At 50.4% G+C, this 12,084-nt stretch carries 9 protein-coding genes and 1 pseudogene; 6 read left to right on the top strand and 4 right to left on the bottom strand.

The genetic code is table 11. The features are described from left to right. Nucleotides 1-125 precede the first annotated feature (125 nt). Together CWE07_RS07790 and CWE07_RS07785 are read left to right on the top strand one after the other, a co-directional pair. On the top strand, nt 126-302 hold the full coding sequence (locus CWE07_RS07790; protein ID WP_111569340.1) for a DUF1328 domain-containing protein: 177 nt from the start codon (nt 126-128) through the stop codon (nt 300-302). A gap of 269 nt (nt 303-571) precedes the next feature. Further along, complete coding sequence (locus CWE07_RS07785; RefSeq protein ID WP_126818992.1) at nt 572-1,621, top strand: GGDEF domain-containing protein; 1,050 nt, start codon at nt 572-574, stop codon at nt 1,619-1,621. Here CWE07_RS07785 and CWE07_RS07780 read toward each other — a convergent pair. From CWE07_RS07780 to dinG, 3 genes are all read right to left on the bottom strand, one after another. Beyond that, nucleotides 1,614-2,207, bottom strand: a complete 594-nt coding sequence (locus tag CWE07_RS07780; RefSeq protein WP_111569338.1) for a gamma-glutamylcyclotransferase — start codon at nt 2,205-2,207, stop codon at nt 1,614-1,616. The two genes, CWE07_RS07785 and CWE07_RS07780, sit on opposite strands and share 8 nt — an antisense overlap. After that, nucleotides 2,182-3,741, bottom strand: a complete 1,560-nt coding sequence (locus tag CWE07_RS07775) for a putative bifunctional diguanylate cyclase/phosphodiesterase (RefSeq protein ID WP_181452271.1) — start codon at nt 3,739-3,741, stop codon at nt 2,182-2,184. The genes CWE07_RS07780 and CWE07_RS07775 overlap by 26 nt, the downstream gene beginning before the upstream one ends. 96 nt (nt 3,742-3,837) lie before the next feature. Beyond that, nucleotides 3,838-5,955 carry an ATP-dependent DNA helicase DinG gene (dinG, locus tag CWE07_RS07770; protein ID WP_157983244.1) on the bottom strand — a complete coding sequence of 706 codons (2,118 nt, stop codon included), beginning with the start codon at nt 5,953-5,955 and terminating at the stop codon, nt 3,838-3,840. A 128-nt stretch (nt 5,956-6,083) separates the two neighbouring features. On the opposite strand from dinG, the gene CWE07_RS07765 reads away from it, so the two are divergent. The 3 genes from CWE07_RS07765 (at nt 6,084) to CWE07_RS07755 (ending at nt 10,786) form a co-directional block, all read left to right on the top strand. Beyond that, nucleotides 6,084-7,040 (top strand): YeiH family protein, encoded by a 957-nt coding sequence (locus CWE07_RS07765; RefSeq protein WP_111569335.1) that lies wholly within the window; start codon nt 6,084-6,086, stop codon nt 7,038-7,040. Nucleotides 7,041-7,138: 98 nt separating this feature from the next. Next, nucleotides 7,139-10,144, top strand: coding sequence for a ligand-binding sensor domain-containing diguanylate cyclase (locus CWE07_RS07760; RefSeq protein ID WP_111569334.1), 3,006 nt, complete (start codon nt 7,139-7,141; stop codon nt 10,142-10,144). 120 nt (nt 10,145-10,264) lie between these two features. Further along, nucleotides 10,265-10,786, top strand: coding sequence for an acyloxyacyl hydrolase (locus tag CWE07_RS07755; RefSeq protein ID WP_111569333.1), 522 nt, complete (start codon nt 10,265-10,267; stop codon nt 10,784-10,786). Here the strand turns inward: CWE07_RS07755 and CWE07_RS14705 are convergent. Continuing rightward, nucleotides 10,783-10,908 carry a GGDEF domain-containing protein gene (locus tag CWE07_RS14705; RefSeq protein ID WP_111569332.1) on the bottom strand — a complete coding sequence of 42 codons (126 nt, stop codon included), beginning with the start codon at nt 10,906-10,908 and terminating at the stop codon, nt 10,783-10,785. The genes CWE07_RS07755 and CWE07_RS14705 overlap by 4 nt on opposite strands. Here CWE07_RS14705 and CWE07_RS14700 point away from each other — a divergent pair. After that, a pseudogene (locus CWE07_RS14700) lies at nt 10,894-11,798 on the top strand (integrase core domain-containing protein). The gene CWE07_RS14705 and the pseudogene CWE07_RS14700 sit on opposite strands and share 15 nt — an antisense overlap. Nucleotides 11,799-12,084: the final 286 nt, after the last annotated feature.

The following is a 12,084-nucleotide window of genomic DNA, read 5'->3' as shown; positions in this document are numbered from 1 at the left end:
GGGGTAAGGCTTGGCGACATTTCAAAACGGAAAATATCAGTTAAATCAGTGTAGCAGCCGTGCGCTTTGAAAGGTAGCTGCTACATTTAATTGGCGAACTACTTACATTAATACGGAGATTTCCTATGTTAGGTTGGGCATTAATATTTTTTATCGTGGCAATTATCGCCGGTATTATGGGATTTGGTGGTATTGCTGGTGCGGCAGCAGGTATTGCACAGGTTATTTTCTTTATTTTTATCGTGCTGCTAGTTATTTCTTTAATCGCAAACGCAGTTCGAGGACGTGGCCCAAGGGTGTAACCGCACTCGGAACTCGTTTTCAACGCAAAACAAAGCCCACAGCATTGTGGGCTTTGTTTTATCTGCGACCTTAAGTAGTATATGGGCACCGCAAAAAACAAATCCGCAGGTGCCGTTTGCCGTTCTTAATTGCCCTTCCATTAATAGTCTGGTTAGCTCACTTATTTGCTACACCTTTCGCGCAATTACTGCATGCGCATGTCGGCTGGTTAACTCAAGCTACCGTCTTATATGTCCTCATTGCTGTAGTTGCTACATTAGCAGGACTTATGCGGCAATGGAGCTGGTGGTATTGGCTAGGCTTAAGTAGTGGCTTATGGTTCGCGCTTGAAAGCGCGCTGGCGGCACCATTAAGCGCGCAATCAGGGTGGTTGCTGCAACACGTATTGCCCTGGTTAGTGGCGTTATGCGGCTGGCTGCTCAGTAGCCGCGTACGCCCCTCGTTATGGACGCCTGCGGGCATTATTTGGTTAGCGGTATTAATCACTTGGCCTTGGCTACTGCTCAATGCGCAGCTCGATTTTATCCCCCAAAATGTCGTGGATGGGCTGCAAACCACCCCGGTTATTGACACCATAGGCAGTGGATGGTTAGCACTTAGCTTGGCATTGGCGGTGTTGCTGACTTGGACCATCCGACGTATCAAGGTGCTCAGCCAACCGCGTCAATGGGCGGAGCTGTTTATTGGCATTCAGCTAGTCGGCTTAGTGCTTGCGTTACAGTACCCATTTAGTTTGCGTTTAGCGCTGGTTGCGGTGCTATTGTTAGTGGTTTTCGGCCTCGCTGTGCAGATGCTGAATTTGGCTTATATCGACGAACTGACACAAATTCCAGGCCGCCGAGCGTTGTATTCGGACATGCGCAAACTTGGCCGTCGCAGCGCGGTGACTATGCTCGATGTCGACCATTTTAAAAAGTTTAATGATACCTACGGTCACGATGTGGGCGATCAGGTGTTAAAGCTGATCGGTAGCCAACTGAAAAAGGGGCGGGGATTCAAGTGCTACCGCTATGGTGGGGAAGAATTTACCTTGTTATTTAACCATCAAGACAGCGATAGAATAGAGCAAGATCTTGAAGCGGTGCGTACCCAGATAGCCAATTATCCGCTGCGGGTGCGGGCAAAACAACGACCAAAAAGCCATAAGCAAGGGCGCGCTCAGCGCGGCAAGCCTGCGACTAAATCGGTGCGTGTGACCGTCAGTATGGGGTGTGCGCTACGCCAGCCGAAAGAGTCTGAGCAAGCCATGATAAAACGTGCAGACACCTTACTGTACAAAGCCAAGAAAGCAGGCCGTAACTGCGTGGTGATTAGCTAAAGTCGTTTCGTAAATAGTCGGCAATAGCGTATACGTGAGGGTCGTCTGCGCCGAGCTCACGCAACGCATCGGCTAAATGCAGCACGTACTCGTCGTTTGGACCGCTGGGACCTTCACTCGCCGCAACATGGCGAGCGATCTCCAGTTCGCTGGTTGGGCCTAAGAACGCGGCGTTATCCGCACTTGCAATATAAACTAAGCCTTGCACCGGAGCGCCCGATTTCACGGTATCAGTTGTTGGGTCCGCACTGAAATGAAGCTCGGTGGTAAAACGCAAATAACCATTTTTCTCACGGTGATCTAGATGGTCGAATACCGCTGGGGTCACCCGATAAGCCATGCCCAAGCATACAGCACCAGGCTGTTCAACCAGCGTTGCGACACGTCCAGGCGATTGCGGCGTGCCACGATGATCATGGGAGCCTTGCCAGAATTTTCGAGTCCAGTTATAGATAGTGGCTGGGCGGCGCTCAATATAGGGAAAGTCGACCTTAAAAATCAGCGAGCCGTAACCGAACAACCACAGCTCTTGTTGATCGCCAAATAAATTACGTGCTTGGTTAAGGGCTTGAGTATCTTGGGGCATACAACTCCTCGAGCTTATCGGGCGTAACGGGTTTCGCTAAATAATACCCTTGTACTGTGTCACATGCCAATTCACGCAAGATAGTGAGTTGTTCTGCGGTTTCAACGCCCTCTGCTACCACGGTCAGCTTCAATGAATGCGCCATCGCAATAATGGCGCGCACAATCAGTGCTTCGCTGCTACCTTCGTTAAGGCTATGAATAAAGCTTTGGTCGATTTTAAGTTCATCAATGGGCAAGCGACTAATCACGCTGAGTGACGAATAGCCGGTACCAAAGTCATCGATGGACAAGCGCAAACCACGTTGGCGTAAGCGTTGTAGCAGGGCTTGCGGACGCGTGCTATGCATAAGCGCGGTCTCGGTGATCTCTAATTGGATTTTACCAGCGCGCAACCAGGCGTGAGCACGCTCATCCGCTTCAAAGCGGCGGGCGAAGTCCAGCTCAGCTTGCGCACTGTTAATATCAAGGGCTGACACGTTAATTGACACGTAGTCAATTTTATCAAAGCATTGATATTGTTCGAGATCCGCTACCGCTCGCGCGCACACAAAATCAGTTAAGCGATGTATAAGGCCTTGCTGCTCTGCGATGTCAATAAAGAGCGCGGGCGACACCAGGCCATGTTCGGGGTGCGACCAGCGCAGTAAGGCTTCAACCCCAATCAACTTGGGCGTGCCAGATGAGTTTATAGAATATTGTGGTTGGTACACCAAATATAAACCGGGCGTACTTGCAGGTTGGTTCGCAGCGCTTAGCGCGAGGTCAAGATCACGTGCGAGCTGCGTGCGCTGGCGGACCTGCTCACCGTATTCCGAGTGATACGTGGAAAGCCCACCACGGCCAAACTCTTTGGCCTCCGCGAGCGCTAAGTTCGCCGCGCTGAACAGCCCTTTACTGTGTTCAGCGTCTTGCGGAAAGCTAGCCAGGCCTGCGCTACAGGTTAAAATAACATCATGGTGTGGATTACGGCTGACAGCATCCACAGCATGTTGTACACGCACCTGCACACGCTCGATAGTCTGCGCCAGCTGTGTCAATGCGTCAACCGCGCGCAACGCCACGCAAAATTCATCCGCAGCGATCCGACCGATACTGGCTTGGCTTGGCAGTTCGAAGCGCAAGCGCTCAGCTAACGCTTGCAGTAGCTCATCCGCTTGGCGCTGGCCTAATTGCCCGTTAATTTGGCGAAAGCCATCGATATTGATAATCGCGAGGGCACACTGTTCTTGGAATTGGCGTGCAGCCAGCAAATGCTGCTCGGCGACTTCGCGAAATTTATATTGGCTGAGTAATCCAGTTAAAGTGTCGTACTCGTGTAGACGTTGTTGGCGTATCAAGCTCAAGTAAGCCATTAATCCGAACAGAATACCGGTCAATAAAACGAAAGCCCACCCTTTAAGGGTCTGCGCCCGAGCAAGCCAAGCTGGGTCATCAAGCAGTAACAATAAGGCTTGATCAGACAGTAATATCCACGCCAGTCCAAAGGTAATATACACAGCGGTAAGTTTAAGTGCGGTGCGTTTCGCGGACATAGTCTCTGCTTTCATAAGCGACAAAGACTAAATAAAACAATTTTTTAGCATTTAAGCAAGGGAATCGCTGAGTTTTTAACTTTGCTGTCGGTTAACTTAGCTCACAGTGCGCTGTCGCATGGGCGGAAGTGCGTCCAGAAGTTGCTTGCCGTACCCTTTGGTTTGCAAGCGAGAATCATAAATGACTACCTGTCCATGGCAGCTTTGACTGCGCATTAAACGCCCGACACTTTGAATCAGTCGGCGGCTGGCGTCGGGTAACGCAATCAACGCAAATGGATGCAAACCTAAGGCGGCAACAAACTCACTTTCGGCGGCCGCAATCGGGCAATTGACATCTGCGAATGGGAGCTTTGCGATACCGACCCAAGTGAGGTACTCACCGGGTAAATCAAGACCCTCTGAAAAGCTCTGGCAGCCAATCAGAATTGAGCGTTGGCCGGTATCAATGCGCTTCTTATGGGTACGGATTAGGTTATCGCGTGTGCTGGTGTATTGAATCAACGCATCCGCCTTGAGCGGCGCGGGTAAGGCTGCACAGAAAGCTTCCATCTGGCGTCTCGAAGCAAATAGCATGAGCGCCCCGCGGTGACTATCAAGGTCCTTCCCGAAGCGCCGCAAAATTGACTGCGTGTGTTTCGCCTCTTGACTAAATTGAGGCTCGGGCAATGACTTAAACGTAATAATTTCCGCTTGCTGATAGTCAAAAGGCGAGGCAACGACAAGAAACTGCACACCGTCTTTTTGATACAAGCATAGTTGCTCACTAAAGCGCTTGAAATTACCAAGGCTTTGCAGGGTCGCAGACGTAAGAATAGTCGCGAACGTCGGTGTAATGATTTCACGTTCAAACTGGCGACCAACCTGAATAGGGGTGGCATTCAGGCTGATATCGCTACGTTGGTCTGAGCGCTTCACCAGCCAGCGTGCAATGCCTTGCTTGGGGTTTATTTCAGCACGTAGCAAGGCACAGGCTTCAATCGCTTGAGTGAGGCTGCCATGCAGGTTACGCAAAGCACCGAAGTAATTTTGTAAGCGACTGTCCTCGCTAATGGTCTTGGTTTTAGCCTCAGTGACTTTGCCAAGCACTTTCCCGATAGCCTGTTCGATAGCTTCAAGAGTGGGCAGCATGTGCTCACTGATGAGCATGTGCAAGGCACTTGGCAGGCGCCCTTGTTCAAAGCGAAATATGCGTTGCGTGGGTTCACTCTCAAGGTAGCCATGGGCGAGATCGGATATGAGCGATGCGTGCTGGGCAAGGGCTTTGAAGTCATTGCGCAAGGTTTGTGCGACTTCGTCAATATTCACCACATTCAGGTCGGCGCCGTTGACCAAGCTTTGTAGATGGTTGACATAGCGGCCATGGTAGCGGTCGATATGCGCAAGTTGTTCAAAATCCAGAGCCGCTGCGAGCGCACTGCGAAAGGTATCGCGCACATGGTGTGCCTCGTCAATCACCAGAATCGTGCGTTCTGCGGGTGGCAACAAACGCATATCGGCTTCCGCCTGCAGCATATCGGCATATAGCATCGCATGGTTAGTCACTATCACCTGCGCATCACGAACATCCTGGCGGGCGCGGAAAAAAGCACAGTCGTGATAATACGCGCAGTTTTGTTTCGAACATGTGTCGCGATTGGCGTTGACTTGTTGCCACCAGCCAGTGTCTAAGTTGGCTTTACCTGGAAAGTCGTCCTTTAGCCCGTTCCATTGGTTGGCATCGAATAACTGAATCAGCTGGGCGACGCGTTGCTGGGCTTGTTGACTGCGTTGTTGAGTGTGTTCATCACTCAATAAGTCGGCACTGTCCTGGTCGTGGACAAAGGCTTCTGCGTCACGCCGACAAAGGTAGCGGCCACGCCCGGCCACAAACGCTTGCTCAAAATGCAGGCCTGCCTTACGTAAACGAGGCAGATCATGCTGTATAATTTGTTGCTGCAAGGCCACATTTGCGGTCGCTACCACCACATGTTTCTTCAACTTGATTGCGCTGGCAATCGCTGGCAACAGGTAGCCTAAGGTTTTGCCCGCACCGGTCTGCCCTTCAACCACTAAAGCTCGATGTGGCTGGTCGGGCTGCTGATACTCGCCGAAAATAGTTTTCGCGACTTCGGCAAACATCACCATTTGACCTTTGCGGCTACTAAACTGGGTGTCGGAGCGCATGGCATTGAGCGTTTTTTGCATTAAGGCTTTGACGTTTTGAGGTACCATGGGCAACATTCGAAGGTGGTCAACTGAGCGCTTCAGTATACCCTAGCTCAGTATGTCGTGGCACGTCTGGGTTAAACATTTGAACGACAAAATCAACCCGCTACATTCATCATCAACGCGAGCCTATTATGCGCACTCTGCTAAGTCACCCGGTTTTATTTTTTCTGCTTCTTGCAATCGTCGTTATCGCACCGATCAACGCCGCGGGTGCCTTGGCCGCAGGGTTAGTGTTAGCGCTATTCAACCTGGTGCCAGCGTCGATACCGGTTGCAACTTGGGCAAAGAAAACATTGGCGGTCGCGGTGGTGGGTTTAGGTTTTGGCATCCAACTCAGCGCTGCCGCTGCGTTAGGCCGTGAATATGCAGTGACGCTGATGAGTTTGGTGATCCTGACACTGCTGGCGGCCTGGTGGGTCACGCGTTGGCTAAAGGTTGATAGTAAAACTGGCTTTTTAATCGCGAGCGGCACTGCCATTTGTGGGGGAAGTGCGATTGCGGCTGTGGCGCCAGCGATTCGCGCACGTACAGATCAAATTGCAGTGGCGTTGGGTTGCGTGTTTATTTTAAACGCCTTGGCTTTATTGCTGTTTCCATGGGTCGGTCAACTACTCAATTTAGAGCCTGAGCTTTTCGGCGTGTGGGCCGCGTTGGCCATTCATGACACGTCATCAGTTGTGGGCGCTGCGCAAGCGTATCATGTTGATGCAGTAGCCCCCGCCACCACGCTGAAGCTGGCGCGTGCCTTACTCATCGTGCCCGTGGTGTTGGTGAGTGTCTGGCTATTTAACACGCAAGCACCCAGTGCGCGAGCAACCTTGAGTAAGGTACCAAGCTTCATTATTTGGTTCGTCCTCGCCATGGTGGTGGCCAATGTCGTGGTGACTTGGTGGCCACAAGCTGGGGTTGTATTCGACAGCTTAACCAGTACGGCGAGGCAACTACTGGTAGCAAGCTTATTCTTCGTTGGAGCAAGCCTGCGCGTTAGTTTAATTCGCCAAGCTGGGCTAAAACCAATTTTTCTGGCTACACTGTTATGGGTGGGCGTCGCCGCAGGAAGCTTGGCAGCGCTGTTACACACGTCTTAGCGTACTATTGTAAGTGCGTGATCAAGGCTTGCAAAGTTGGCACTAAAGAGGAATAGTATGCCAGTTTACAAGCCATTAACACTAGATAGTGGATTGCCATGGATTGGACGTCAGTGTTTAAAACAACCCCTCGCTTAAGCGCATCCAAGTGCTTGCAGCTTCATTGCGTGTTCGCACTTGCGGCTTTTCTAATGGTGCCCCCGTCACAGGCAGGCGACACAACGTCTGTCCCGTCTCCTTTACCGCTAACCGACCATGACAAGCCACTTAGCCAATATGCGCTGCGTAGTTGGGATACTCGCGACGGATTGCCACACAACTCGGTAAATAATATAGCCCAAGACCGAGACGGTTATTTGTGGCTGGCGACATGGGAAGGGCCAGTGCGCTTTAATGGCCGTGAATTTACCGTATTCGACGACCTCAACGTCCTGCAGATGCCAGAGTCTGGCGTATTAGGTGTGGTAGCCGACCCCGCGAGTCGCTCGGTATGGTTCAGCGGCCCACGTGGGGGCATGACCCACTTTGATGGCAATCAATGGCAAGGCATGGATATCGCGCCGGGCTTTGTATTTCAACTGGCACGTGATCATCAAAACAATGTTTGGGCTGCAGCGTCCTCAGGCGGTGTAGCACGTTATACAGGGCAACAGCGGACGCGTGTTTACACCACAGACGATGGCCTGCCCGAAGGCTTTGTATATCGTTTGTATATGGCACCCGCTCAAGGTGAGCGGCCAGAGCGGTTATGGGTGGGAACGTCCGGCGGGTTAGCCTTTTATGACGCTGCAAGCGATAGCTTTATCCACGATACCTCCTTCCCGAATGAGCAAGTTCGCGGTTTCTTGTTACATTCCAACGGTATGATGCTAGTGAGTAGTGAAAATGGCTTGTACTTTCAAAACAATCCCGGCGAACCGTTCGTGCCCTGGCCTGACATCGCCAATAGCAGACTACACGGCCCAATTACGGCACTTGCCGAAGGACCATACGGTGGCATTTGGTTCGGTACGTTCACGCGTGGTCTAGGTCGCATTACTGCAAGCGGCTTGAGCTGGATGGATACTGCTTCAGGGCTGCCTAACCCACAAGTATTGTCGATATTCAAAGACCGGGAAAACAACATGTGGGTCTCCACCCACAGTGGCTTGGTACAGTTACGCGACGCTTTGTTTACCTCTTATACCGAGACCCATGGGGTGCAAGGCAACTTCGTGCGTGCCATTGCGGAAGATACCCAGCAGCGTATTTGGGTCGGCTCTAACCAAGGTTTAAGTGTCAAGCAAGACAATGTGTTCACGGCTGCTGTGGCTGACCCTGATTTTAGCCCTATTTCTATTCTAGCCTTTGCCGCGACTGCAGACGGTGGTATGTATGTGGGTGGTTATAACAAAGGCTTATTCAAGGTGGTGGACGGTGAGGTAGTTGCCCAGCTAAACCGCGACCATGGATTGACGCGCAACGAAGTGCGCGGCATCTATGTATTGACGCCGCAACGATTAATTCTTGGTATTCCTTCTGGCTTTGCGGTGGTTGACGACACGCCTGATGGCTTTGAACTGGTGGAGGAATACAATGATCCTGCAGGTCGTTTACCGGCTACTGTCACCGATGTGGTGCTAATCAATCACACCCAAGCCTTTTTTACCTCTACCATGGGAATCACTCAAGTAAACATGGTTGGTGAGCCAGATGCCTGGCAGTTTGAGCATATCGATCTTGCGGCATTTACCCCAGCACGCAACGCGTTTTCAGCTACCTTGCACGAGCAGCAAGTTTGGTTCGCAACTGACCGTGGCTTAGTGATGTATGATTTGAATGAACAGCGCTGGCATTGGATTGGGCGCGAGCAAGGGCTGCCGTTCGATAAATACTTCAATATTTTATTTGATGAGCAGAACAACCTGTGGCTCGGGAGTAACCGTGGGGTCACTGTGGTCGGTGGTGATTCGATGGCTGCCTTATTGGCGGGCGTGCAATCGCAGGTGCAGACTTTTCACTTTCGCGAGGCAGAGGGCTTGGTAAGTAGCCAAGTTAATACTGGTGGGCCGTCGTCGCTACGGGATAGTTATGGACGCTTGTGGTTTGCTACCGCATTGGGTGTCAGTAAAGTCGATGGATTTGAATTTAGTCAGTCGGATGTGGTGCCTCCCACCAGCGTAATTGAGCGCGCGTTAGCGGATGGAAAACCACTGCACTCAGGGGCGAGCTTGTCCGCTGATACTCAGCGTTTAGAGTTCTATTTCGCTGGGCTTGGCTATCGCATGACCGATCATATTCAGTATCAGGTGAAGTTACGTGGGTTTGACAGCGATTGGGTGTCTCAGGATCAGCAAGTATCGACCCAATATACCGCTTTGCCACCAGGTGAATTTGAATTTTTAGTCCGCAGCCGCTACCCCGGCGGTGTGTGGTCGGAGCCCGCTAACTTGCAGTTTCAACGCCAGCCACAGGTGTGGCAAACCCTCTGGTTCTGGGTATTGGTGGTGAGTGCAGTGGTCGGTTTGGTGTATGCAGTTTTTTACTGGCGTACTTACCAGTTGGAGCAGACAGAGCGTGAACTGAAGCGTCTAGTGGCTGAAAAAACACGTGCCCTGGAGTTGCTCGCGAATGAGGACCCACTAACGAAGCTTGCTAATCGGCGTGCCTTTGATCAGCGTGTGCAGCAAGAGGTGGCGCGCGCAAAGCGCGAGATGACGCCCTTATGTATTGCGATCATCGACCTTGACCATTTCAAAGCTATCAATGACAGCTTTACTCACAGCATCGGCGATAGCGTGTTGGTGCAGGTAGGTGAAGTATTAACCACCAACCTACGCAATGTTGATTTTATTGCGCGCTGGGGCGGCGAAGAGTTCGCTGTGTTGTTCCCAAATGCAACGCCGCAAGAGGCCAAGGTTGTGTGTGAGCGTTTACGCGATGCGATGGCTGCAACTCGTTTCAAACAATTGCCCGAAGGTTGGAAAGTAACCATGAGTATTGGCCTGACCGAATTAGTCCAAGGGTACAATTACGACAAAGCTTTAGTGGACGCTGACAATGCACTATATCGGGCCAAAGAGAGTGGGCGTAACCAATTACAAATCGCCAAGCAGCTAACATAAAGCACAGTTTAAGCCACGAGTAAGCACGAATTTTTCGATTGAACCAATAGCGTTAAGTTTCGTTAAGCACCCACCTAAACCCTCCATGCCGCACTATAATATTGGCAGGAGGAATGAAGTATGTTGCGTCTCTTAGTATCAATTGTCATGTTGTCTTTCGGTGCTATGTCAGGTTCTGCCAATGCCAGTCAGATAGCGGTGGAATATCAACAGGGCGAATATTCAACCTATGGGGTTCGTGTGGCGGTGCAACCCATGCAAGCTCAACCTTTACCATGGTGGGGGCTGTATTGGTATCCTGAAGTGAGTATCAGTCAGTGGCAGCAGCACCAGTCAGACACTGCAAGCGGAAAAATCAATGTGGTCGCGTTGTCGCCTGTGTTACGCAAGCCTATCCGCGAACTTGGGGCAGGCACCTTGAGCGTCGAGTTTGGTATTGGCGCTAGTATGCTGGATGAACGCGAAATTGGCAGCAAACACCTTGGCACCTACTTTCAGTTTGAAGATCGAATTGGTCTTCACTGGAGCTTTTCGCCGCGTCATAGCATCGCATTGCGCTACATGCATTATTCTAATGGTGGGCTTGGGCGCACTAACCCAGGGATGGATTTTATTAACCTGTCGTATGCCCGGGCATTTTAGGTTGGGGCCGTATATATTTCACACCGATTACGCCCGGCGTGCTTAGCTTGATATAATGCACTATCTGCACGTGCTATCCAGTCAGTTGGCGTGTCACCAGCTTGCCACTGGGCAATGCCCATACTTGCTGTGACGGGGGTGCGCAGACCGCGGCGATTTTGAAAAAAGCCGAAGCCCTGATGTCGGTTAAAGGTATCTTCCGTAAGTACGGCATTGGCAATTCAACGTTTTACAAGCGGCGTGAGAAATATGACGGTATGATAGCGTCTGATTTGCGCAGACTAAGGAGCTTGAGGAAGAAAAACGTCCGGCCAAGCAGGTGTATGCTGAACTGAGCCTTCAGTAACAGGTGCTTTGAATGCTTTAAACGAACGATATCATCGATGGCGGTTTCCGAAGTGTTCCAAACGCCTTCGAAAGCTAGGCCAGGGCTGGAATCATAAGCGTGTTTATCGCGTTTATATCGACCTAAAACTAAACTTGCGACGCAAAGGTAAAAAGCGATTGCCCAATCACAATCCAGAGCCATTAGCTGCTAAGGGGTAAATCCCAGTCAATGGACTGTATGAGCGACAACCTGCATAAAAAAGTCAGGTTCCGCACATTGAATGTCATTGATGACTACAATCGCGAAGTATTAGGTATTGATATTGCGACTAACATGCCATCATCGCGCGGTATACGTTATCTTGACCAACTTGATGAATGGCACAGTTACCCTGAGAAAATATTGTTTGACAATAGCAGTGAATTCAACTCGGAAGTGTTTATAAACTGGGCAAAATCACACGACATTATGATTGGCTACATCAAGCCTATCTGCCCATAGCAGAACGCATACATTGAATGATTTAACCGAATTCATCGTGATGACATACTCGATTACTACATCTTCAACAACCTAAACGAAGTGAAGCAAATAACCGAAGATTGGGTTGAGCCATATAATAACGAAAAACCGCACGACTTACTCAATTATGCGATACCGTTAGAGCACCGGAATGCGACATAAATACTCTACGAAATAGTCTTACTATAAATGGGCCACTTACACTATCGAATAACCATACTACAACTCCCTGAACTCTATTGAGGCGTTTTTTCATCTGACAAATAATTCATGACACAACACTCTTGTGTAGAATAGATTGACCGGGCTTACGAGATTTATGTGCGTCTGCAAATCGCGAACCTAGCTAAATTAAAAAACAAAGCTTGGAGGGTTGGCTATAACAACAGTCAATCTCACCGAGCCTTAAGTAATCTGTCATGATTACAGTTTTCGTGATCTTTTTAAA

Source organism: Aliidiomarina maris (assembly GCF_003987335.1).
GTDB classification, from domain to species: Bacteria; Pseudomonadota; Gammaproteobacteria; order Enterobacterales; family Alteromonadaceae; genus Aliidiomarina; species Aliidiomarina maris.
Note: the sequence above shows the minus strand (reverse complement) of the source record. Positions and strands in the feature narration are given on the sequence as shown.